Source organism: Candidatus Methylomirabilis limnetica (assembly GCF_003044035.1).
GTDB lineage: Bacteria > Methylomirabilota > Methylomirabilia > Methylomirabilales > Methylomirabilaceae > Methylomirabilis > Methylomirabilis limnetica.
This window is the reverse complement of the sequence record NZ_NVQC01000007.1, coordinates 14,780-36,915: the sequence shown is the minus strand read 5'-3', so window position 1 is coordinate 36,915 and position 22,136 is coordinate 14,780. Positions and strand designations below refer to the sequence as shown.

General features: G+C 58.2%; 21 protein-coding genes. 15 read left to right on the top strand and 6 right to left on the bottom strand.

The window, feature by feature from the left end; all coding sequences use genetic code 11:
- Nucleotides 1-190: 190 nt before the first annotated feature.
- The 3 genes from CLG94_RS00460 to CLG94_RS13165 all read right to left on the bottom strand — a co-directional run bounded on the left by CLG94_RS00460 (nt 191) and on the right by CLG94_RS13165 (nt 1,937).
- Nucleotides 191-1,564, bottom strand: a complete 1,374-nt coding sequence (locus CLG94_RS00460) for a Mur ligase family protein (RefSeq protein WP_107560939.1) — start codon at nt 1,562-1,564, stop codon at nt 191-193.
- Nucleotides 1,565-1,636: 72 nt separating this feature from the next.
- Nucleotides 1,637-1,771 (bottom strand): hypothetical protein, encoded by a 135-nt coding sequence (locus CLG94_RS13730; protein ID WP_275666204.1) that lies wholly within the window; start codon nt 1,769-1,771, stop codon nt 1,637-1,639.
- 25 nt (nt 1,772-1,796) lie between these two features.
- Entirely contained in the window at nt 1,797-1,937 is a 141-nt protein-coding gene (locus tag CLG94_RS13165; protein WP_161953939.1) for a hypothetical protein, read from the bottom strand.
- A 460-nt stretch (nt 1,938-2,397) separates the two neighbouring features.
- Between CLG94_RS13165 and gspE the strand changes: the two genes are divergently transcribed.
- The 12 genes from gspE (at nt 2,398) to CLG94_RS00400 (ending at nt 15,103) form a co-directional block, all read left to right on the top strand.
- Nucleotides 2,398-4,119 carry a type II secretion system ATPase GspE gene (gspE, locus tag CLG94_RS00455; protein ID WP_107560965.1) on the top strand — a complete coding sequence of 574 codons (1,722 nt, stop codon included), beginning with the start codon at nt 2,398-2,400 and terminating at the stop codon, nt 4,117-4,119.
- A gap of 604 nt (nt 4,120-4,723) precedes the next feature.
- Nucleotides 4,724-5,950, top strand: a complete 1,227-nt coding sequence (locus tag CLG94_RS00450) for a type II secretion system F family protein (protein WP_107560938.1) — start codon at nt 4,724-4,726, stop codon at nt 5,948-5,950.
- Between the two features lie 172 nt (nt 5,951-6,122).
- Nucleotides 6,123-6,623, top strand: a complete 501-nt coding sequence (gspG, locus tag CLG94_RS00445; RefSeq protein WP_107560937.1) for a type II secretion system major pseudopilin GspG — start codon at nt 6,123-6,125, stop codon at nt 6,621-6,623.
- A complete protein-coding gene (locus CLG94_RS00440) occupies nt 6,613-7,167 on the top strand; it encodes a GspH/FimT family pseudopilin (protein ID WP_107560936.1) in 555 nt (184 codons plus the stop codon). The genes gspG and CLG94_RS00440 overlap by 11 nt, the downstream gene beginning before the upstream one ends.
- A gap of 62 nt (nt 7,168-7,229) precedes the next feature.
- The gene (locus tag CLG94_RS00435) at nt 7,230-7,649 is read left to right on the top strand and encodes a type IV pilus modification PilV family protein (RefSeq protein ID WP_161953938.1); all 420 of its coding nucleotides are present in this window, start codon (nt 7,230-7,232) and stop codon (nt 7,647-7,649) included.
- A complete protein-coding gene (locus CLG94_RS00430; protein ID WP_107560934.1) occupies nt 7,636-8,469 on the top strand; it encodes a type II secretion system protein GspJ in 834 nt (277 codons plus the stop codon). Before CLG94_RS00435 ends, CLG94_RS00430 begins: the two co-directional genes overlap by 14 nt.
- The gene (locus CLG94_RS00425) at nt 8,466-9,689 is read left to right on the top strand and encodes a type II secretion system minor pseudopilin (protein WP_107560933.1); all 1,224 of its coding nucleotides are present in this window, start codon (nt 8,466-8,468) and stop codon (nt 9,687-9,689) included. Before CLG94_RS00430 ends, CLG94_RS00425 begins: the two co-directional genes overlap by 4 nt.
- Nucleotides 9,686-11,122, top strand: coding sequence for a type II secretion system protein GspL (locus CLG94_RS00420; protein WP_107560932.1), 1,437 nt, complete (start codon nt 9,686-9,688; stop codon nt 11,120-11,122). The genes CLG94_RS00425 and CLG94_RS00420 overlap by 4 nt, the downstream gene beginning before the upstream one ends.
- On the top strand, nt 11,119-11,691 hold the full coding sequence (gene gspM / locus CLG94_RS00415) for a type II secretion system protein GspM (RefSeq protein WP_107560931.1): 573 nt from the start codon (nt 11,119-11,121) through the stop codon (nt 11,689-11,691). The genes CLG94_RS00420 and gspM overlap by 4 nt, the downstream gene beginning before the upstream one ends.
- Nucleotides 11,684-12,352 (top strand): type II secretion system protein N, encoded by a 669-nt coding sequence (locus tag CLG94_RS00410; protein WP_107560930.1) that lies wholly within the window; start codon nt 11,684-11,686, stop codon nt 12,350-12,352. Before gspM ends, CLG94_RS00410 begins: the two co-directional genes overlap by 8 nt.
- A gap of 69 nt (nt 12,353-12,421) precedes the next feature.
- Nucleotides 12,422-14,536: a secretin GspD/PilQ domain-containing protein gene (locus CLG94_RS00405; protein WP_133174584.1), complete on the top strand. Its 2,115-nt coding sequence runs from the start codon at nt 12,422-12,424 to the stop codon at nt 14,534-14,536.
- Nucleotides 14,537-14,719: 183 nt separating this feature from the next.
- On the top strand, nt 14,720-15,103 hold the full coding sequence (locus CLG94_RS00400) for a hypothetical protein (protein WP_107560928.1): 384 nt from the start codon (nt 14,720-14,722) through the stop codon (nt 15,101-15,103).
- 419 nt (nt 15,104-15,522) lie between these two features.
- Here CLG94_RS00400 and CLG94_RS00395 read toward each other — a convergent pair whose 3' ends face one another.
- Nucleotides 15,523-16,548: a GHMP family kinase ATP-binding protein gene (locus CLG94_RS00395; RefSeq protein WP_107560927.1), complete on the bottom strand. Its 1,026-nt coding sequence runs from the start codon at nt 16,546-16,548 to the stop codon at nt 15,523-15,525.
- Complete coding sequence (locus CLG94_RS00390; RefSeq protein WP_107560926.1) at nt 16,536-17,240, bottom strand: HAD family hydrolase; 705 nt, start codon at nt 17,238-17,240, stop codon at nt 16,536-16,538. Before CLG94_RS00390 ends, CLG94_RS00395 begins: the two co-directional genes overlap by 13 nt.
- A 371-nt stretch (nt 17,241-17,611) precedes the next feature.
- Here CLG94_RS00390 and CLG94_RS00385 point away from each other — a divergent pair, with 371 nt between their 5' ends.
- From CLG94_RS00385 to CLG94_RS00375, 3 genes are all read left to right on the top strand, one after another.
- Nucleotides 17,612-18,124, top strand: coding sequence for a DNA polymerase ligase N-terminal domain-containing protein (locus CLG94_RS00385; RefSeq protein ID WP_107560925.1), 513 nt, complete (start codon nt 17,612-17,614; stop codon nt 18,122-18,124).
- Between the two features lie 17 nt (nt 18,125-18,141).
- Nucleotides 18,142-19,554 (top strand): aspartate ammonia-lyase, encoded by a 1,413-nt coding sequence (locus tag CLG94_RS00380; RefSeq protein ID WP_107560924.1) that lies wholly within the window; start codon nt 18,142-18,144, stop codon nt 19,552-19,554.
- 101 nt (nt 19,555-19,655) lie between these two features.
- A complete protein-coding gene (locus tag CLG94_RS00375; protein WP_107560923.1) occupies nt 19,656-20,435 on the top strand; it encodes a hypothetical protein in 780 nt (259 codons plus the stop codon).
- A 436-nt stretch (nt 20,436-20,871) separates the two neighbouring features.
- Here CLG94_RS00375 and proS read toward each other — a convergent pair whose 3' ends face one another.
- Nucleotides 20,872-22,131 carry a proline--tRNA ligase gene (gene proS, locus CLG94_RS00370; protein WP_107560922.1) on the bottom strand — a complete coding sequence of 420 codons (1,260 nt, stop codon included), beginning with the start codon at nt 22,129-22,131 and terminating at the stop codon, nt 20,872-20,874.
- Nucleotides 22,132-22,136 lie beyond the last annotated feature (5 nt).

Below are 22,136 nucleotides of genomic sequence, written 5' to 3'. Positions count from 1 at the left end.
ACGACGGTTGAGACTTGGTCAACTCCAACCTCATATCAGACCATGCCCTAACCGGTCAAGGAGATTCGCCACTACCCGCACATGGCGACTTCCAGTGTATTGAGAGTATTGGAGGTTGACCCTGGTTATCAGCTCTGGTCATTAACGACCGCCACTAACCTGTCATGATGACCGACAGGCTGGGAAGCACTCACGACCACCGGTTAGAGCTGGAACCCAGGTCACCCAAGCGCCGGCAGAGATCAATGATCGGCTCCTGGGCAAATGCAGAAAAGACAGCAACGAAACGGTTTGCCTCCCTGTTGGGGAGAACGAGATCCCTGATCAGGTCAGATGTCTCGCTCCAAACATGAATGGCGTGATAAGGGATGCCAGACTCCAACGCCGCTGACTTCAGGATAGATGAGATCTCTCCCGGGGCCCTCACATGCCTGTAACGCGGCAGGGGTTCCCGGATGATGATCTCATCACACACGGAAGCGGCGATCCCGGCAAGTTCACGGATGTAACTCGTTGATTGCATCCCTATGCCCGTGATAACCCCGATGATGCGTCCCACAGGAAAAGGGGGGCAGACCCGTATTCTGGCAAGAGCCTGGGCATCCCTCTGGTAACTGTCCCTGTTGCTCCCCGCCAAAAGGAGCACCCTTCCCCATGCACCCTCGAACAGATTGAAATGCCCAGGGTTATCATCCGGGACCGACCCGAAAGACATGAGACTCTTGAGAAGCGACTCCTGTGAAACTGGCAGGAATGGACGCATGGCCTCTACGGAGGCAATGGCCGCCAGCAGGTTGTAGGCGTTATACGGAGCAAAGCCCTTACAAAGCAAAGGTGCATCAGAGATTTCGGCAACGATGGAAGGGCATCCGCCACACTCCTTTACCACCGCTCCATGATAATCGTATCGATACAGAGGCGCACCGAGATCAGCGCCGCCATGCGCAGGAGATCTGGCAAGGCTCAGGTGGACCGCTTCGACACATCGAGGAGGGCGAAGGGAGGACAGAAGAGGATCATCAGCGTTTAGAATGATAGTCCCCCCTGAACGGACCCTGGAAGCCAACCTCCATTTCAGGGCCAGCATCTCCTCCAGGGTTTCGATGCCTAGCTCACCCAGGTGGCCATCGGTAATATTGGTGAAGATCGCGACGTTACAGTCAGGGAAGCCGAATCCATACCGCTGGATCGAGCCATGGGCGGTTTCCAGCACGAGAAGATCGCGCCCTCCGGCCCGATAGGCCCGGAGGGGACCGTCCACACCCGAGAATGACCCACTTAGGACGCAGATGCCATTGACGTAGACCCCCCCGCTACAGGCCATCCCGACCCGATAACCGGCATCCGAATAAATCCTGGAGATCAGGCGGGTGGTCGTAGTCTTCCCTTTGGTGCCGGTAATAGCAATCACCGGCCCCTGGAATCCCTTAAGCTTCCAGCGTGACCAGGCAGTGAGGGCGTACCATCCCAGATTGTGGAAGGAGTCTTGTAGTTTCTGCAGCTTTCGCCGCGATCGAAAGAACGAACGCAGGCGCCTGCTCAGCGCAGCCCCTACTACGTCCATGCCGCTTTACCTCTCAGGCGCCAGAATACCAGGCTGTCTAGTGAAGGGGCATGGGGCAAATCCAAAAAGTATCTAAGTATCAGTGCTTCCGTTAGCGGTCACATCCCGAAGCCACCCCACTCGCCTGAGGGTGGGACGCTGGTAGGGGGCTTTGGACTCCTTCGCCTCACGATCGATAAGCTCTGCTGTCTTTCCCGATTCCCCCATTTTTTACCCTCCCGTCAAAGGTTCCTCACTCAATAGTATCTATGCTCGCCTGAGCGGTCACATCCCGAAGCCACCCCACCCGTCTGAGGATAGGCCGCTCGTAGGCGGCTTTGGACTCCTTCGCCTCACGATCGATAAGCTCTGCTGTCTTTCCCGATTCCCCCATTTTTCACCCTCCTGTCAAAGGTTCCTCACTGCATTGACTGAGTCCACGCGATAATCTTCAGGAAGTTCTTAACGGCCTTAGAATAATGACGACACCGTTTACTATACTTGTTATTTCCCGGCTTGACCGGGGAATCCAGAAAAGCACCGGATGCCCGCTGAGGAAGGATCGCTCATTGTTATTGCCGCCCCTCGCATCATCGGAACTCAGGAACAGGCTACGTTGTAAATAGGAGTGGGGCGCCCTCGGGGAATCCCCTGTGGGGGTCATTATAACGGGTGAATCCCCAAATTGTTAAGCGAATTCGATCTAGACTGGTGGTAGCAGGCGGCGTTAAGTCCTTGACACGATCTTTCGAGCCGATCTATCATTCGGCTAGCTCAATGGCTTGTTTTCTGGGAGCTGAAGTGGTGGGTTCAGTCGCGCAAAAGGGGCCGTAGCATCGAGGATGGATCGCACTATGGGCAGTGGGCAGTGGAGTGGGGTGCGCGAACCGCTTGGCGAAATCCTGATCCGTGAGGGCTTGGTTGCTCGGGACCAACTCCAACGAGGGTTAGCTCACCAGCGGGAGGTCGGTAAACGGCTTGGGGAAACCCTTGTAGAGCTTGGGTATGTGTCAGAAGAAGACGTCGCAAAAGCTCTTGCCCTGCAATTTGCAGTTCCCTATCTATCGCTCGCAGCCCTCTCGATTACACCTGTTCTGATTCGTAATCGTCCCTCCTCGAAGTACCTGCGGGAGCACAAGGTCTTCCCGATTGAGATCAAAGATGGCGCGTTGACCGTCGCCATGGGCGACCTGGCTGATCCGTATACGCTAGACGACCTTCGACTTAGCACCGGCCTCGCTATCATAGTCTGTTTAGCCCAGGATCGGGAGATCCTCGATGCGATCGATCAGTATTATGGCGATGGCCAGGCGACGATCGAGAAGATCGTCAAGGGGTATAGCGAGGAGGAGGGTGGGGCGTCAGGCGATGATCGTGAGGATATCGATCATCTGCGGGATCTGGCCTCCGAGGCCCCTGTTATCCAGCTTGTGAATCTCGTGATCACCAGGGCGGTGGAGGCCCGCGCCAGCGATATCCACATCGAACCGTTCGAGGATACGCTTCGAATCCGCTACCGGGTGGATGGCGTGCTGGTGGACCACGAGTCCCCTCCCAAGCGGCTCCAGAGGGCCGTGATCTCCCGTGTCAAGATCATGGCCAAGATGAACATCGCCGAGCGACGGCTTCCACAGGACGGTCGGATCAGGCTCCAGATCCTGGGGAAGGACCTGGACCTCCGGGTCTCCACGATTCCCACCTTGCACGGCGAAAGCGTCGTGATGCGAATCCTGGATCGCAGTAGCCTCCTCCTGAGCCTCGGGGATATGGGCATGCCTGAAGATATTCGCTTACAATTCCAGCGGCTGATTAGAAAGCCGCATGGCATGATCCTGGTGACGGGGCCGACCGGGAGCGGGAAGACGACCACCTTGTACACGGCGCTGAGTGAGATCAACTCCGCCGACAAAAAGATCATCACCATCGAGGACCCGGTTGAGTATCAGCTCCAAGGAGTCAACCAGATCCACGTCAAGCCCAAGATCGGTCTGACCTTCGCGAACGGCCTGCGCTCTATCGTCCGCCAGGATCCAGACATCATCATGGTTGGGGAGATCCGCGATGCGGAGACCGCAGACATCGCCATCCATTCGGCGCTGACCGGGCATCTGGTGTTCAGCACCCTGCATACGAATGACGCGCCCGGCGCCATCACGAGGCTTCTGGACATGGGTATCGAAAACTACCTGGTTTCGAGCGTCCTGGTGGCGGTCCTGGCTCAGCGCTTGGTCCGCGTTATCTGCCATGAGTGCCGGGAGTCGTACCGGTTGGATTCGGCTGCGGTCCGAAAAATGGGGATCAAGACCGAGGTCGATGGATCGATGCAGGTATTTCGGGGTAAGGGATGCGCCGCGTGTAACTTTACCGGATACCGTGGTCGCAGCGGCATCTACGAGTTTTTGGTAATCAGCGAAGAGATTCAACGGTTGATCCTGGAAAAGGCCGACTCTAACACGATTCGGCAGAAGGCGCTCCAGTTTGGCATGAAGACGCTCTGGGAGGATGGCTGGCGGAACGTTGAGTTGGGGGTTACGACCCTGGAGGATCTGCTTCGGGTCACCAAAGAGGAGGCGTAAGCTCCGACTGCTTCCCCATGTGAGCCGGCAACCCTTTATCAATCAAGCAGATAGGGTCTCCTATCTGCTTGATTTTTGAGGCCAGTTCAAGCGACTTGCAGGGCCATTTCAGGACCTGATTTCTATTGACAGTGCATCGGTAGTTGCTATAGTCGTAAACCTATACCTGTAATTCGGTGTCAATAAAGGTAAAATGTAACTCATTAGGTAGATAGACTGAAGGCTGAAGGCTTTTAGGGTTAAAGCGATGATCACACACAACCTCTGGCAGTTGAGTTGGCTGTTGAAGTCGCAATGCGTCGAAGCGTGTGGGCTTCTTGCCCAATGAGGAGTCCTCTCTGAGAGAACCAAAGGTCGTAGAAGCCGGGAAGTTCTTGAATCTACTGGGGGTTCATTCCCCGCGGCTTGCCGCGAGTTCGTCATACCGGCGGAAGCCGGTATCCAGAGGGCCCGACTGGATTCCGTGTCAAGCACGGAATGACGGGCCAGAACAGAAGACGATACCCCGTAGCTTGCTGCGGGGTAGTTCATTGTGCCGTGCGAGATAATGTATAGTCTTCAGCCTTCAGCCTAAACGTCTAAGTAGTTACAGTCAAGCCTGCGTATGGGGACATTTCAATACACCGCCACTGATCGTGCCGCCAAGATCATCCAGGGGAGCATGGAGGCTTCCGACGAACGGGCGGTCGTGGTTTGGCTCCAGACCAACGGCTACTACCCGATCAAGATTGGTCAGGCCGGTGCGATGGTGGAGGCCAAGCCTGGTCTCGCTGGGGTCCAGAGCCGATTTGCGAGGGGACCGTCCGCCCAAGACGTCCTGGCCTTCACGCAACAACTTGCCACATTGCTTGAGGCTGGGATGGAGCTGGACCGGAGCCTGTCGATCCTGCTGGACCTGACCGACAATCAACGGTTCCGGTCTATTCTCCGTGGCGTCCTGGCCGACATCCAGGCGGGTAGTTCATTCGCCGACAGCTTGGCTAAGCATCCACGACTTTTCTCCCGGCTGTACGTCAATATGGTTAAGGCGGGGGAGGCGAGCGGCGTGTTAGAGGTGATCCTTTCGCGGCTGGCCGGGTTTATGGAGCGGTCCAAGACGATCCGGGACGAGATCACCTCAGCCCTCATCTATCCGATTCTGCTGCTCCTTGTGGGTGGCGGTGCCGTGGTGGTCATGATGAACTTCGTGATTCCACGGTTTGCCCAGATCTTTGCCGATACCAAGCAGCTCATGCCACTGCCGACCAGGATGCTGCTCGCGATCAGCACGTTCACGACCGGCTACTGGTGGGTGTTTGTGGGGCTGATCGTCATTGGCTGGGGTGGTCTTCGAGCCTATCTACAGACTGAGCAGGGGAAGATGCAGTGGGACCAGTGGAAGCTGGCCTTGCCGTTACTGGGAGGCCTGATTCAGGAGATCGAGGTCTCCCGCTTTGCCAGGACGTTCGGGACGCTTCTCCAAAGCGGGGTCCCGGTGCTCGCCGCCGTTTCTATCGTCAAAGAGACGGTCACCAATCGGGTGATCGCCGGCGCCATGTCCAGGTTGCAAGAGGGGGTGAAGCGTGGCGAGGGAATCAGCGGCCCGCTGCGGGCCACTGGTGCCTTTCCCTCCTTTTCCATCCATATGGCCAGGGTGGGAGAAGAGACTGGAAAGCTGGAGGAGATGCTGATCAAGGTGGCCGACACCTACGATGACCGGGTGCGGCGAACGGTCAAGCGCTTGACCTCGCTGCTGGAGCCGGTCCTGATCCTGTCCCTAGGCCTCATTGTTGGATTCATCGTGATGTCGATGTTGCTGGCGATATTTAGTATCAATGAGCTTCCGCTCTAAGTACAGTTTGCGGGGTACGTCCCCACCCTCGCCGACGTAGGGGCGACCCTGGTGGTCGCCCGCTCTGGGCAGGCACAAGGCCTGCCCCTACAAGGGAGGAGAGGCAGGGAGGGGGTGCGGGGTGCGAACATACGTACAGATGGGGCATGGAGCAAAGGAGCTGAGCGTGGGAATGCAGCGATGTGAAGATATCCAGGTATGGCAAAAGGCGAGGGCCAGGACCTTGCACCGTAATCAGGCCGGCTTCACCCTCATCGAGCTGCTGGTGGTCATCATCATCATCGGCCTGTTGGCCGCTCTCGTTGGGCCGAAGCTGTTCGGCAGGGTGGGGAAGGGTAAGCAGGCGGCGGCTCAGGCCCAGATCGAGCTGTTCGGCGCCGCCTTAGACAACTTTCGCCTCGACGTCGGCCGGTATCCGACCAGCGAGGAAGGGCTGAAGGCGATGCTTGTCAATCCGGGCGCGGTTGAGAACTGGGATGGGCCCTATCTCAAGAAGCAGGAGATCCCGTTAGATCCCTGGGTGCACCCCTTTGTCTATAAGTCTCCGGGGGAGCATGGCGATTACGATATCATCTCCTATGGCGGTGATGGCGTGGCGGGTGGCGATGGGGAGAATCAGGACATCGTGAGCTGGGCGGGCATCAAACGGGCAGGAGAGCGGGTTGAACAATAGACCAGTGCGGGGTACGAGGGGCTTCACGCTCCTCGAACTTACCGTGGTGCTGTTCATTCTCACGCTGGTGACCGTGCTGGTCGCACCGGCCTTCAGCCACCCATTCGGGCAGGCTCGACTCAAGGCCTCGGCGAGGGATATCGCCGCCCTGTGCCGGTTTGCCAGAACGCAGGCGATCGCCAACCAGGATGTAGTGGAGGTGGTGCTTGACCGGCAGACCAATCGCTACTGGTTGAGGGGACCCGACTGGATTGTCGGCCGCCTGAGCGGCATCGACCAGGTTCCAACGGTTGAGGACCCGGAACAGCAGGTTCAGATGCGGCAGGCTCGGGTCCGTTCTCTTCCGCCTGGTGTGAGCCTGAAGTCCGTTCTCCTCACCACCGGCCCCCTTCGGTCAGATGAGCGTGGCGCCATTGCCTTCTTTCCGCAGGGGAGCTCGACGGGTGGATCGATTGACCTCTCTGACGAGAAGGGGCGAGCCTATCGAATTGTTGTGGATCCATCGGTTGGGTTGATTCGCATCAGCACCGCAGAGAATGCGTGAACATAGTGCGAAGCGCGAAATCCCCCCACCCCCCCCTTTACAAAAGGGGGGCACGGGGGGATTTGCCATGCTCCGCACGCCGTACGGAGCATGGCTTCACGCTGCTCGAGGTCATTGTTGCCTTGGCCATTCTCGGTATCGGGTTCGCCTTGGCCATGGAGCTGCTAGCCGCTGGGGTTCGCTCTGCGAAGGCGTCCGAAGATTACACTCAGGCGGTCCTGCTGGCTCGGCAGAAAATGGCCGAGGTCGCCGTAATGCGGAACCTCACAGGCTCGGCCGAAACAGGGGAGTTCGGTGGGGGATTCCGTTGGGCCTCTGAGGTCCAGCCGCTCGAACAGGAGGAAGAACTCCCCGGTCGGCTCTACAGTGTCCAGGTCCGCGTCACGTGGCCTAGCCGCCGTGGAGAGAAATCCGTGAACCTTCAGACCCTGAGGATGATGGTGGACGAGAAGAAGTTGGGTCAGACGCGTGTGGTGCAGTAAGCAAGTTTCGAGTTTCGAGTTTCTAGTTTCGAGTTCCACGTTCCAGGTTTCTGACAAGAGCAGGACTCCCGAAACCCGAAACCCGAAACCCGAAACCCGAAACCTGGAACTCCGCACTCCGCACGGCTTCACCTTGATCGAGGTCTTGATCTCGCTGACGATCCTGTCGCTTATCTTCGTCGCCGTACTTGGTGCGATCCAGGTTGGAGCCAAGTCGTGGGAGAGCGGGGAGGCGCGGGCGGAAGAGAGCCAGCGCAATCGCACCCTTGTCGAGACCCTCGCACGAGACCTTACGATGATACACCCTTTGCGTGTGAAAGAGCAGGATAAGGATGTCATCGCCTTTCATGGCAAGTCGGACTCCCTCAAGTTTGCTACCCTTCCACAGAGCTACGGGGCCGAACCATTCAGTCACATGGTCAGGATCGTGGCCTATGCCGTCGAGTCTGGTCGGGGACTGGTGGCCACAGGAAGCTACCCTCTTGCTACTCAGGCATCCGCCTCGTTCGAGGATTCAGTCAAACCGCTCGATGAACGAGCGTTGCAGGCGCGCTTTCGGTACCTGGTGCCGGAGGGCAGGCCGGAGGAAAATCTTCCCCCCGCCTGGCGCGATTCTTGGGATCCTTCCCAAGACGAGACGCCGCAGCCCCCAGCTCGGAGATTCGTCCCTGCACAGGGGCAGCGCGCCCTGAAGGGCTCTGATCGTATGCCGTTGGCTGTGGAGCTCACGCTCACGATTCGACAGACGAAATCGTCTGGGCTCCGGGAGTTGATCCTGCCGCCGCTGGTCTTTCCAGTGCAAGTAGGGCGAACGCTATGAAAACGTTTCGAGTTTCGCGTTTCGAGTTTCGAGTGTGGCGTTTCAATAGGGGCAACCCGGCGGGTCGCCCTTACCCGAAACTCGAAACTCGAAACTCGAAACATCGTCTTCATTCGGAGCGTGGATTGGCGCTTGTGGTCGTACTTTGGATCCTGACATTTCTGAGTGTCGTGTTCACAGCCTTCACCTTTTCGATGCGCACAGAGCTGGCCGCGGCCGGCAACTTCAGGCAGGAAGCGGAAGCCTACTACTTGGCGGAGGCCGGTGTCTACCGGGCGGCGGCGGAGATCATCAATGCCGACCGTGATGTCCCGCCAGACTCGAAGAGCTACGACGCTCTGGACGAGCACTGGCGTACCAATCCGGCCGCCTATGAGAATGTGGCGCTGGGCGGGGGGCATTACCGGGTGGCGGTCAGGGATGAGGAGAGCAAGATTCCCCTGAACGGGCAGATCAGCCCGCAATACGATGCGATGCTTCGCCGGCTGTTCTCTAACTCCGGCGTCACGGATGAGAAGCTCCTCTCCACCATCGTCGATTCGATCCAGGACTGGCGCGACGTCGACACTCTACATCGCTTGAGTGGCGTCGAAGACGACTACTACCTGTCCCTCCCCAGCCCATATCGGGCGAAGAACGGGGACTTCGAGACTATCGACGAACTGCTCCTGATCAAAGGGATGACCCCGGAGATCCTGTACGGCAACGTCGCTGGCGCGCAGCGGCGGACTGAACTGGAGGCGCAACCTCCATGGGAACGTGAGCTCCAGCACGGTGAATCCCTCGGAGTCGCCAGGCACTTGTCGATCTATTCCTCCGGGATGGTGAATGTCAATACCGCCAGTTCCGAGGTCTTGATGGCGCTCGGGCTGACGGCGGCAGAGGTCCAGGCCGTTCTCGACCGGCGTACCCAACTTCCATTTAAGAACCCGCAGGAGTTCACTGAGCTTATCCGCGCCATCTTAGGGGGCGGTCGACAGGGATTCGCAGTGGTGCCTGGAGGCCAGTCGGGCCCGGCGAACCCGACGCAGATAATCGCAGAACTCAGTCAGACGGCTACAGTGAGCGCGAAAAACTTCTCCGTCAAATCGGCTGGGCGGATGACGGGATCAAGGCTTACGGTTCGCGTGGCCGCCATCCTCCGAAATGACGGGACGCCAGGCCGGCCGAAGCTCTCTGTACGGCTCTGGAGCCTTGACCCGAGACATGGAGGCGTATGACGCTCAGCGAGCTGATCCCAAGATCGAAAGTCAGCCTGGGCATCGATATCCGTGGTAGCCTGCTCTGCCATGTTTTGTTAAGCAAAGCGTTTGGGAGAGTCCAGCTCCTCGATCATGGCATCGAGGAGCTACCGGTCGAAGAGAAAGATAGGCCGGAAGTCCTCAAAGAGAAGCTGTCCGGCCTCTTGGCTCGGTTACCCAAGCGACCCGCCTTCGTAACGGTTGGCCTGCCTCGACGCTTCGTCACGATGCGATCGGTGAGCATGCCGGCGGTAGGCGAAGAGGAGCTCCGGGGGGTCCTGGACTACGAGGTTGAACGACATGTCCCCTTCCCTCCAGAGGAGGCGCAGTACGACTTCCAGGTGCTTGAGCGCGATGCCGAAAAGGCCACTGTCCTGTTGGCCGCGGCCAGGAAAGAGGAGGTCAGTAGATACCTCGCTCTGCTGCATGAGGCAGGGATCACGCCGACCGCTGTGGGCGTCTCGACGGTCGCATCGCTCAACGCCCTCCTCTACAACCAGGACCGAGGTGCGGAGCCCCTGAGGGTCCTCATCGATCTGCGGGACGGAGAGGCTGAGCTGAGTCTGACCAAACAAGGAATCTTTCGATGCTCCCGATACCTGACCCTTGGCCAGGCCGTGCCCCTCGATGCGCTGATACCGGAGATCTCTGCCCTTTTCGCTCACCTCGAAGCCAATGGCGGCCAGCAGGCAGGGCGAATCTCTATCGCAGGAACGGGCGCGGGCAGGGGAGATCTGTTGCGCCACCTGGCCGAACGGACCGGTCTTGAAGTGGAGTTCCTCCAGCCCTTTCAGCGAATCAAGGCAAGAGGCGTAGATCCTCAGGCGGCCCATTCTCTCGGGGCGGCCGTTGGGCTTGCGCTTCACGGGCTCGTTGTGCTCCCGCTCGATATTGACCTGCTCCCCAAAGAGCTGGCTCCCCCTCGCCACAATCCCGGTCTTGCGATGACCTTTCGACTCTTGGCCCTCATTGTAGCCTTGGGCCTCGCGTATCTGGTGAATGGGGCGAGTCAGGAGCGCCGGGCTTTAGCAGAGCTGACTGTCACGCTGGATCGGGTGCAGGCTGAAGCAGCCAAGGTGGAGTTGCTCAAGGGAGAGGTGGGGGCGCTCGCCGGCCAAATCACCACCCTGGAGACCATTGACCGAGAGGAGGTCAGGAAGCTGGATGTGCTACGCGAATTGTTCCAGATTCTGCCGAAGGGTATGACCCTTACGCTCTTTACGGTCGAGAAGCAAGAAGTCAAGATTGGCGGCTTCATCACCGGTTCTGCCTCCGACCTGATCTCGATTATGGAGCAGTCGCCACTCTTCGAAAACGCTCAATTCACCTCTCCGGTGGCCCAGCGAGGCGCTGAGGGGCAAGAGTTTCAGATCAAGGTGCTCCTTGAGGCCAGGAAGGAGAAACGGCCGTGAACATCGCCTCGCGTGAGCGCAGATTTCTCGTGGCTGGCGGAGCCGCCCTGGTAGCTTTTCTCGCCATCAATTACGCCATAGTTCCGGCCATTTCAAGCCAAATGCAGGTTCGAGGTGAGTACCTGGAAAAACTCCAGGCCCTTGAACGATTCCAACTGGTTGTGGAGGGAAAGAGACGGTACGAGAAGAAATTTGCCGAGGCCGAAGGGCTGTACAAGCAACTGCAACAGCGACTGTTGCCTGGGGAGAAGCTGACGCTCGCCGCCGCCGAGCTTCAGACGATGCTGCACAAGGCAGCGAGTGAGAGCGGGGTCACTATCGTAAGTGAAAGCATTCACGTGCCGAAGAAAGCGGAGGGGTTCACGCAGGTCGCGGTAGAGCTCTCCTTGAACGCGGATTTGAGGAAGCTTCGCGACTTCCTGTACAAGATTGAGAGCGCCGGAAAGCTGCTCACGGTACCAAAGCTCCAGGTGAACGCATCCTTCCCCAGGGTAGGCGCCGAGCTTCAGGTAACCGTAGTGGTCAGCGGGTACACTATGGAGTTGGAGGGGAAAAGCGCCGGTGCGTAGACCGCTGCGGCTTCTGAATCTCATCTTGGGCCTTGTCGCGGTGTTGATCGCTGCCGCCGTCGTGAAGGCGTGGGTCTCTCCTGTCGCCTCGGTCCCAGGCTCAGCCGTCACGAAGCCATTGCAAGAGGCGGAGGCGCTCGCCTATAGCCAGACGGCTCGACCACCCCTCACGCAGTTCGACGGCTTGCTGGAAAAGAATCCGTTCAAGCAGCCGCCGCCTATGCCGGTGCGGCCGCAGGGCGCAAGTCCGCCCCCTCCGCCCCCCCCGCCGCTTCCAACGCTTGTCGGTACGATACTGAGCGACCATGAGCGCCGGGCCATCCTGAGCGACAAAGGGAAAGCGAATATTTACACGATTGGTCAGGAGGTGGCTGGCGGGGTAATTACCGAGATCAAGGAGGATCGGATCATCTTCAAGCGCGGCGACACGCTGCATGATCTCGCCCTAAAGGCGGCCATTGAGTCTGCAGCCGCGGCTCCCGCAAAGGCGTCAGCGCCTGTTGCCGTTCAGGCTGGAGTTCCTGCACAATCGTCCGGGCCAATCCAGGCGCCTGTTCCTGACGCGGTTCCTGATAGAGAAGAGATACAGAGACGCCGGACGGAGCGGTTGAGGGAGCGACAAGAGCGGCGGGAGCGGAGAGCGACGCAGCAGGAAATGTAGGGACCGTGATTTACCTGCTACCAAGGGGAACTCAGGTCTGAATCGCTAAACACGAGGAAGGAGAGAGGATTGGCTACCCGAAGAACTCTTCTTGTGATCTTAACGGTTGCGGTGTTCCTTCCCGCTTGTACCGCCTTTCAGGCGTTAGGACGTTCCGGAGCCGAGGCGGAGCTGTCGCCTTCGAAGGTCGTGGCCCCGGCGCCGACGCCGGTACCTGCTTCTCCGATAATTGCCACGCCACCCGCGCGTCCGCATAAAGTCGAGGCGGAGCAAGAAGTGGAAGACCCAGAAGAGGCAGAAGAGGCAGAAGACGCCGAAGATACGGAAGACGCCGCTTCTTCCCAGGAGGCAGTGCCCAAACCTGTTCCCTTGCCTTCGACAGGCGTGATAGAAGGTGCTCCTGTTCCCCTAGCGGGAGCTCGCCTTGGTGGCGCGGCTAAAGGAGTGCCTGCCCAGCCTGGAGCACCCCAGTATGTCTCACTAAACTTTGACAACGCAGATCTGGAGCTGGTCCTCCGATCGATTGCCGATATCACCGGGATCAACTTTATTCTTGGCCCTGGCGTCAAGGCGAATGTCACGATGCGGACGACGACCAGGGTTCCTTCCAGCGAGGTTTTCTCCATCATGGAATCGGTGCTGGGGGTCAATAATCTGATTGCAGTGAAGGAGGGCGCATATTACAAAATTGTCCCGATCGCGGTCGCCCAGCAGGAACCTGAGGACGTGCAGATGGGAAAAGAGCGTACTGAAGAGCGGGAACGTTACGTAACCCAGATTGTCCACCTCGACCACCTTTCCGCCGACGAGATGACAAAGATCCTGCAGCCGTTCCTGTCCAAGGGTGCCAAGATGCTGGTCCACAAGGAGACCAACAGCCTGATCATCGCCGGTTTCAGCTCAACAATCAATCGGCTACTTGACACTGTCAGGGCGCTGGACATCCCATCCAAGCGAGACAATATCCAGCGAATCTTCGTCTATTTCGTGGAGAACGCCAAGGCCGCCGAGCTGGCGAATACACTCAACACCTTGTACGGCCGCCGAGATCTGGTGCGTGGCGCGGCTGTACCGGCAAGGCCTGGCCAGCCCCCGGCGGGACCTGGTGCGCCGCCGCCACCCCCTCCTCCCCCACCCCCGGGCCAGCCGCCACCCCCGCCTGGGGCGGCGCTACCGCCAGGCACCGAGGCGGCGCCAGGGGAGATCGTGGGCGACGTAACTATCGTCTCGGATGAGGCGAACAATGCGCTGATCATCAAGACTTCGCCGCGCAACTATGAGATCATCGAGGCGACGATCAAGCAGATCGACATTGTCCCAAAACAGGTGTTGATGGAGCTCATGCTCGCTCGGATCAGCTTGAACGACAGTTTTAACTTTAGCTTGGAGGAGATTATCCGGAGTGGTCAATTCCTCATTACGTCGGCATATGGCGTCGCGCCCCTCGCGACCGCGATCACTGGAGTTGTGAAGGACGGCAAAGCTCCCGCGACCGGTCTTACTCTTGCTTTTGTAGACAAGGATAAGTATCGCGTGGTCGTGAATAATCTTGTTACTGTGGGGAAAGCAGAGGTCCTGGCCAACCCTCACCTGCTTACGGCCAACAACAAGGAGGCGAATATCCAGATCGGTCAGGAGGTCCCGATTCCGACCGGAGTACAGTCTCTAGGGACCACTACTGGTAACGCGACAAACACCTCCTCCAATCTTTTCAGCACCTTCCAGCGCAAGGACATCGGGATTATCCTGAAGATCAAGCCTCACGTGAATGAGAAGCGATTGGTCTCGCTGGACATAGAGACTGAGAACACGAGTATTGCCAGCACTGCTACTGCTTCTGAGGGTGGTGCCTCGTTCAACAAGGTGACAACAAAGACGGCGGTGGTGGTGCAGGATGGCCAGTCGCTACTCATTGGAGGGATCATCCGGACGGACAAGACGAAAGACTACACCGGTATCCCGTTTCTAAGCTCGATCCCGCTGTTCGGGTATCTGTTCCGGGGAACCAAAGAGGTGCTCAATAGGGACGAGCTCCTCATCCTGATCACACCTCATGTCATTGGAACCCCGGAAGAGGGCAAACTTATGAGCGAGCAGTTCAGGAGCAGGGTTCAATCGTTGGAAGATCTGTTGAAATCGTCTCCCACCCCCTCATCAGGAGGGCGCGGGCCGAAGATGGAGTAGAGCCGGACCCCTGTATCCACCGTGTGTAGCGTGTAGGGGCGCTGCTTGCTGCGCCCGGTGCGAGACAAATCCCCCCCAACCCCCCTTTATCAAAGGGGAGCGGGGGGGATTTCGCGTGGAGGGAGGATTTGCGATGGAAAAATTGATGAGTTCTCGATCATTCCCAGACAGAAGGAGGCTATTATGATCCGAAGAGCCAGCGTCCTGTTGCTGGTAGCGATGTTCTACTTAGCAGCCCCGGTTTTTGCGCAGCAGCCGCCGCCGGTCGCCACACCTACGCGCCAAGCCTTTCAGACGCTTGTGCTGGGCATGACCCGTGAGATGGTCTCAAAGCTCGTCTCCTCCCAGGGCCCTATGGATATCAAGCAGGAAGTCTGGGGACGATGGGTACCAGGTCCAATTTCGGGACGGATGGAGGTTCTGAGAGTCCATTTCTACGATAATCGGGTCTTCTGGATCGAGTACGATGCTTTCGGAGAGTCCTGGCTTCGGGAGGAGAAAGGCGGCTGCGGCGACTGGATGAAGGGGCCGATGATGCGGCTGAGGGAGAGCCTGCAGGTCAAATGAAGTGGAGGGCTTTACGCCATCTCCCATGCGGCCTGCTAGCTTCTTCAAATAAGAAAGCCCCGAAGCGCTTCCCCGTGACAGCATCGCGGGGCCTGGCTGGACAAGGCCAGGGCTTCAGGGCTCGGTGACTGCTAGAATTCCGTAGGCGGAAATCCTCAGGCAGTCGATCCGGTGAGGAGGACACACCTACGTTACAATCACCTCACATGTTGTCCAGATGGTTAACGGTAAGCCCACTGGATCACCTCCTTTCTTGTGTAAGTTTACGGTAGTGGAACCCCTCGACGGATGCAAGGAAAAAGTTGCAGCGGTCAGCCATCAGCTTTCAGCAGAGTCCAGTGATACGAGAAACAGTCCACAACTGTCAAGACGAGCGTTCGGATATAACCTTCCAGTTTGCCTAGTCTTGCTGACCGCTACTAGCTGTCCTTGCCGCGTTGAACTACCAGGCCTCGTGTATTGATGATGGAGGGTAGGCTTTTGGCGCCCGCGGCCTCGGCTATGGCGATGAGTTTTGCCCTGGCCTCCGGCTCGATGATGAGGGCGAGACAGCCTCCTCCGCCTGCGCCGCAGACCCTGGCCCCGAGGGCTCCTGCCCGCCGTAGCGAACGAATCAACCTGTCGATGGCCGGGCTGCTCATGGTAGGGAGCACCCGCCGTCGGATCTCCCAATCCCGGTTCAGGAGGTGGGCGATGCCACGCAGGTCCTGCGCTTGGAAGGCATGCAGCATGGCGAGGGCATTCTCCTGGAGCGCGTCGAAGAGGGCCAGCGTCCTGCGATCCCCCTCGATGTGGCGCTTGAACAGATCCCAGTTGTTGGCGCCTGAGAAGCGAGGCTTGCCAAGGTACAGCAACAGTAGATGGCGCTCAAGCTGCGCAAGAAACGCCTTTCCTGCGATAGCGGTTCGACGGATACCGGTAAGCCCGAATTCGATGCTGCTAGCGCCGCCGTAGGCTGCGGCGTAATAATCCTGATACCCGGTGGGGACACGGATCGCCTGGGTCTCGATGCTCTTCGCGTATTCGATCAGCGTTGAACGCTGGAGCGGTCGGCCTGCGACTGCCGCCAAAGCAGCCGCTGTTGCGATCGCCAGCGCCGAAGAGCCGCCGGTCCCGGCGCCGGCCGGAGCCTGACAGGCGGTTCGGATATCCATGCCGGTATCGGGCGCGAGCGACTGGATGAGCCTGGCCAGCATCTCTAGGAATGGCTGGCGTGTCCAGGTAATCTTATCGCGCGACGGCCAAGTTACTTGCCGTCCCTGGTCAGAAGCGAAGAGTCGAATTGCACGCCCCGGACGCTGCGTCACAGCAACCTCGGCGATAAGGTCGATCGCGACGTTGATGGTAATTGCCGGTTGATGAAAGAGGTGCAGCGGCGGGATATCGAGCGTGCCACCGGCGAAATCGATGCGCGTTGGAGCCCTCGCGACGATCAGTTCGGCCATGAAAGAGACACCTCCTTGAGGCTATGACACCGAAGATGCGTGAGAAGGGATGGAATCGTGAGATACTTAGCGGCCTCTCGGAAACGATCCCTAACCAGCGGGTCCTCCCCTTCAGGAGCGGATGGCTCCACGCGACAGATCAGATACGTCTGTAGCCCTGGGGTAGACGCCTTCATAGCATCAAGATCCGCCGGATTGTTATCGATAGCGTACAGTTCTCTGTACTGCAGCGCACGCTCCGCGCATAGTGCTGCCTTGCCCGCCTCTTTGGCCGTGTACACGATCTGCGTGAAGTACGGGGTGACCCCCGAGGCCCGCACCTTGTAGCTCTGCCAGGCCGGATCACCGAAGGAGAGGAGGATCAACTCGAACCCCCGGTGTCGCGCAGTGTCCAGGAACTCCAGAACATCAGGAAAAAGATAAGGACGAAGATCGGAGAAGGCACTCTCAAGAGCCTCCCTCATTGCCTGTACTGTTGGAGGATCGGCAACAGCGCCAAGACGTGCAAGCTCTTCGAGGTGCTTCGCCAACGAATATCCTGATGACCAGATTGCCTCGTAGCTCTTTTCCCAGGCGTCATCAGGAATGCCGAATCTGGCTAAGGCGCGCTTGAGATCGACCCAGAAGAAGCGATCGGTATCAAAGAGGGTATGATCGAAATCCAACAGGATGCCTCGCGCCTTGCTTTCCATCTCACCCACTGTGTCTTAGTTGTGTATCTGGTCCGCTTCGTTACGCCCGAGAAGGTTGTTGCGTCATTCTACTACGCGGATGCGAGCCGAGCAACCGCATCGAAGGTGAGCGCCACGAGATATTTGTTCCATCCCTTTTATTTAGTTATGACATAATGCCTGGTGAACTAGTGTGGTGTCTCTGAAATTCGTTGCATGTTTCCTGACGTCATTCCGGCCAAGCCCGCATAGCAGGCGCGAGCCGGAATCCAGGAAATAACAGGAGTTCTGGATTCCCGCTTGCGCGGGAATGACGATACATGGAGCGCGGACTTCGTCATCGAAATTCTGAGACAGGGCACTAGGATCGCTTCCAGGGAAGGTGCGAGAAGATGGCGAAACCCACGGCAATTGTAACGCTACGGTTTGTCGTCCACGAACATAAGGCGACGCGGCTGCACTACGACTTCCGGATCGAGATGGGCGGGGTCCTCAAATCGTGGGCGGTTCCCAAGGGGCCATCAATGAATCCTGCTGACAAGCGGCTGGCCGTGATGGTTGCGGACCACCCGTTGGAGTATATCGACTTTGAGGGAATCATCCCGGAGGGAGGCTACGGTGCTGGACCCGTGGTAGTCTGGGACTACGGGACCTATGAGGCGAGCGAGGCGGATTCACCACAGGCGCAGCTTGCAGCGGGGAAATTTGCTTTCATTCTAAAAGGGCAGAAGCTGAAGGGGGCGTTCGCGTTGGCCCGATTAGCCAGGGGCGAGACCGGGAAGGAGTGGCTGCTGATGAAGAAAAGGGACCAGTATGCCGATCCGGCATGGTCGCTTCGGAGCGAGCTTACGCCGACTCGACTCAAGGCGCTGATGGTAAAGATTCCAGCGTGTGAACCCTTGTAGCCGCAAGAGAGAAAAGGATGACGATGCGGATCGAGCAGGATTCATTAGGATCGAAGGAGGTCCCGATCGATGCCTACTATGGCCTCCAGACAGTCAGGGCACTGGAAAACTTTCCCATCAGCGGGCTCCGAATGCATTTCAAGATGGTGGAGGCGACGGTGATGGTCAAGAAGGCGGCCGCATTGGTCAACGCCGACTTGGGGCTCTTGAAGCCGGAGATAAGTCGAGCGATTGCGGCGGCCGCAGACGAGGTCCTGGCCGGTAAGCTGCGCGATCAGTTTATCGTAGAAGTATACCAGATGGGGGCTGGGACGGCTTTTAACATGAACGTGAACGAGGTCCTGGCTAATCGAGCTATCGAGCTTTTAGGCGGAAAGAAGGGCGACTATGCCTTTGCCCACCCAAACGACCATGTCAACATGGCCCAGTCCACCAACGACGTCTTTCCGACCGCCATGCGGATGGCCGCTCGCATGCTGTTTGCGGAGCTGCTGCCAGTCCTGAAGGATCTAGAACAGGTATTTCGAGAAAAGGCCAAGGAGTTCGATGGCATCCTGAAGTCGGCTCGAACGCATCTTCAGGATGCGGTTCCTATCCGGCTGGGACAGGAATTCGCAGCCTATGCCGTGACCATCGGAAAATGTCAGGAGCGGATCGCTGCCGCAGCGCGATCGCTTGAAGAGCTGGGGATTGGCGGGAGCGCCTCCGGTACTGGTCTGAACACCCACCCGCAGTACCGCGCCAAGCTGGTAGAGTACCTGCGTACCTGGACGAGGATCGAGTGGAGCAATGCGCCCGACATGCGCGAAGCGATGCAGTCGAACCTGCCTATTGCGGAGGCCTCGTCGGTCCTGCGGCTGTTGGCGCTCGAACTAACCAGGATCTGCAACGACCTGCGCCTTCTAACCTCAGGTCCCACAACAGGATTCGCTGAGATCGCGATGCCTGCCGTGCAGCCGGGCTCCTCGATTATGCCGGGCAAGATCAACCCATCCATGGCCGAGATGCTGAACATGGTCTGCTTTCAGGTGATTGGCAACGACCTGACCGTTGCGATGGCGGTCCAGGCCGGGCAGCTTGAGCTGAACGTCATGATGCCGGTCATGGCCTATAATCTGCACGAGTCGATTGAGATCCTGAAGAATGCTATACGGGTCTTCATTGACCGCTGCGTCAGCGGCATCGTTGCTGACGCCAACCGATGCCGCCGCTATGCCGAGGGCAGTATGGCGCTGGCGACAGCATTGAACATGTATATCGGCTATGCCAGGGCCGCCGAGGTGGTAAAGCGTGCTCTGCGCGAGCAGAAGACCGTCATTGACGTAGTCCGCGATGAAAAACTGCTCACCGAGGTTCAGATTGCCGAGATCCTTGTTCCGTTGAAGCTTACCGAGCCCGGCCTGCCAGGCAAGCGGGATGAATCATCATAATGTCACGGCGGATATCGCGCATACTGCTGAGTGAGTGGTGATATTAAAGCTTGACGGCAGAGAGTGGGCACCCTAGATTCATAGGGGATGGGAGTAGGATCATGATGAAACGCTTGATGTTGTTATTCTGGGTAGTGCTTGCGCCGGTTGTCTGGGCATCTCAGGCCCTTGGCCATGGCGGTGGTGATGTGATGGGCGACTGGGATGCAGCAGATGCCTGCACCGCCGTGAAGGGCCATTATACCGTTCACTTCACGGCCTATCAGGAGCTTGTGGGCGCAGGCATGGTTCCCTTGTTACACGAAGTGGGTTCGGTGGAGGTGAAGAAGGAATTTCAGTCCTACTGCGAGGGGGTCCCGAAGGCGGGTAAGTTGTCGGTGGCCTTTGACCTTTACAATGAAGAGATGCGAGTGCTGCCCATCTCGGTCCGGATTGTGGAGGCTGTTGAGGCCCACGAGGACAAGGGCGGCAGTGAACACTCTCACGCCATCTTCTCTCGTCCGCCGGCTGTTTACGGTGATGGTACGGTAAGGGTCGATACCGAGATCCCCAAGGCCGGTCACTACATCGCCCTCATGACGTTGGAAAAGGTGGGCCCTGGTATTGCCCACAAGCCTCATCGCGGCTCCGAGGTTGGGGAATGGCAGCGGGTAACTCACACTCACGGGCCCGGGACCGACCCTACGGAAGCCGATATGCGCGCCGTTGATCCTACCTACAGCTTCCCCTTTTCCGTGGGCCTGGAGGTAAGGGCGCACAGCCGCCTCCCCTGGTTTTTCTCAAATTTGGGGTTCCAGCTGGCTACCACATTGCTGGGTATTTGCGCTCTAGTATTCGGCGTAAACTACTACATGAACCGCAGGCGGGAGAAGCAGACCTAAAGGGCGGCAAGGGCGTAGCAGGCTGCTAACGTCGTCAAACTTTAGTAGTAACTGCTCAGGTGTTCAGGCTGAAGGCTGAAGGCTCTGAATTATCTCGCAAGGCACAAATCAAGCCAATGAACTACCCCGCGGTAAGCCGCTGAGTAGCGTCTTCTGTTCTGGCCAGTCATTCCGTGCTTGACACGGAATCCAGTCGGGCCCTCTGGATACCGGCTTCCGCCGGTATGACGAACTCGCGGCAATCCGCGGGGAATGAGCCCCCAGTAGATTTAAGACCTTTCCGGAGTTTTGTATGATCACGCATTATTTGTCCCTAAAAACCTTCAGCCTTCAGCCTATCTACCTGAGTAGCTACCTTTAGCTCATAGCCGAATAGGCTTAAAGTCATGGACCCCCCAGCGGAGACGTGGTTCTAGGGTCTCTACTTTTGGTAACGTTAATCGGTGAGGCGGGAAAGAAGGGTTTGTGCCCTGGAGACCGCTTCCGATAGCGGGACCTGTACCTCCTCGCCGGTCTTTCGTACCTTCAAGTCAACCATTCCCTCCTTGAGGGCCCGGTTTCCGACGGTCATTCTAAGGGGCAGGCCAAGCAGATCGGCGTCCTTGAATTTCACGCCTGGGCGCTCATCCCGGTCATCGTACAGGACCTCTATTCGCTCCCTTATAAATTGGGTATAGATAGCCTCGGTCATCTCAACCAACTTCTGATCGCGCACGTTCACCGGCAGCAGATGGAGCTGAAAGGGCGCGATGGTCGTGGGCCAGATGATTCCCAGCTCATCATGGTGCTGCTCGATCGCGGCGGCGGCGATCCGGGCTGGCCCGATCCCGTAGCTTCCCATGACGATGGGGCGCTCCTCTCCGGCCTCATTTAGATACATCGCCTTGAGAGCAGTCGAATATTTTGTTCCGAGCTTGAAGATGTTCCCGACCTCGATCACGCGCAGGGTCCGCAGGCTGCCCTCGCAATGCGGACATCGCTTTGAGATGGCGAGCTCGACATTTGCCGAGTAGCTGCAGCGCTCACAGAGGGCAACCTCATCCTCTCCGGCTTCGCTTGGCGCCATAAATTCGTGCGCGGTTGCACCGCCCATCATTCCCGGGTCGCTCTCGACGACGTGACAGGACAGGCCGCACCGCGTCACGATGCGACGATAGGCTTCCTTGTGAAGCTCGTAGCTCCTCTCCAGCCCCTCATCATCCCGGTCCAGCGAGTAGGAGTCCTTCATCAGGAACTCCCGCGTCCGGAGGATACCGCTCTTGGGCCTTGCCTCGTCTCGGAGCTTGGTCTGGATCTGGTACCAGATCTGCGGGAGATCCCGGTAAGATCGAATCTCCCGGGCTGCAAGCCAGGCAATGACCTCTTCGTGGGTCATCCCCAGACACATTTGACGCTTGCCACGATCTTGCAGCCGAAACATCTCCTCGCCGATGGTCGTCCATCGTCCGGTTTGCTGCCACAGCTCGGCCGGGTGCAGGATCGGCATAGTGATCTCCTGCCCGCCGATCCCATTTATCTCTTCACGGATGATACCGTTCACCTTGTCCATCACCCGCTGCCCTAGTGGCAGGTAGACGTAAATTCCAGCCGCGAGCTGTCGAACCAAGCCGGCCCGAATCATCAGTGTATGGCTGACCGCCTCTGTTTCTGCAGGTTCTTCTTTCAGTGTCGGGATCAGTGATCTGGTCCAACGCATGGCGT

What these genes read in the sequence shown, in the direction of transcription:
- CLG94_RS00460 (WP_107560939.1), bottom strand. Translation starts at nt 1,564, where the DNA reads ATGGACGTAGTAGGGGCTGCGCTGAGCAGGCGCCTGCGTTCGTTCTTT.
- CLG94_RS13730 (WP_275666204.1), bottom strand. Translation starts at nt 1,771, where the DNA reads ATGGGGGAATCGGGAAAGACAGCAGAGCTTATCGATCGTGAGGCGAAG.
- CLG94_RS13165 (WP_161953939.1), bottom strand. Translation starts at nt 1,937, where the DNA reads ATGGGGGAATCGGGAAAGACAGCAGAGCTTATCGATCGTGAGGCGAAG.
- gspE (WP_107560965.1), top strand. Translation starts at nt 2,398, where the DNA reads ATGGGCAGTGGGCAGTGGAGTGGGGTGCGCGAACCGCTTGGCGAAATC.
- CLG94_RS00450 (WP_107560938.1), top strand. Translation starts at nt 4,724, where the DNA reads ATGGGGACATTTCAATACACCGCCACTGATCGTGCCGCCAAGATCATC.
- gspG (WP_107560937.1), top strand. Translation starts at nt 6,123, where the DNA reads ATGCAGCGATGTGAAGATATCCAGGTATGGCAAAAGGCGAGGGCCAGG.
- CLG94_RS00425 (WP_107560933.1), top strand. Translation starts at nt 8,466, where the DNA reads ATGAAAACGTTTCGAGTTTCGCGTTTCGAGTTTCGAGTGTGGCGTTTC.
- CLG94_RS00420 (WP_107560932.1), top strand. Translation starts at nt 9,686, where the DNA reads ATGACGCTCAGCGAGCTGATCCCAAGATCGAAAGTCAGCCTGGGCATC.
- CLG94_RS00400 (WP_107560928.1), top strand. Translation starts at nt 14,720, where the DNA reads ATGATCCGAAGAGCCAGCGTCCTGTTGCTGGTAGCGATGTTCTACTTA.
- CLG94_RS00395 (WP_107560927.1), bottom strand. Translation starts at nt 16,548, where the DNA reads ATGGCCGAACTGATCGTCGCGAGGGCTCCAACGCGCATCGATTTCGCC.
- CLG94_RS00390 (WP_107560926.1), bottom strand. Translation starts at nt 17,240, where the DNA reads ATGGAAAGCAAGGCGCGAGGCATCCTGTTGGATTTCGATCATACCCTC.
- CLG94_RS00385 (WP_107560925.1), top strand. Translation starts at nt 17,612, where the DNA reads ATGGCGAAACCCACGGCAATTGTAACGCTACGGTTTGTCGTCCACGAA.
- CLG94_RS00380 (WP_107560924.1), top strand. Translation starts at nt 18,142, where the DNA reads ATGACGATGCGGATCGAGCAGGATTCATTAGGATCGAAGGAGGTCCCG.
- CLG94_RS00375 (WP_107560923.1), top strand. Translation starts at nt 19,656, where the DNA reads ATGATGAAACGCTTGATGTTGTTATTCTGGGTAGTGCTTGCGCCGGTT.
- proS (WP_107560922.1), bottom strand. Translation starts at nt 22,131, where the DNA reads ATGCGTTGGACCAGATCACTGATCCCGACACTGAAAGAAGAACCTGCA.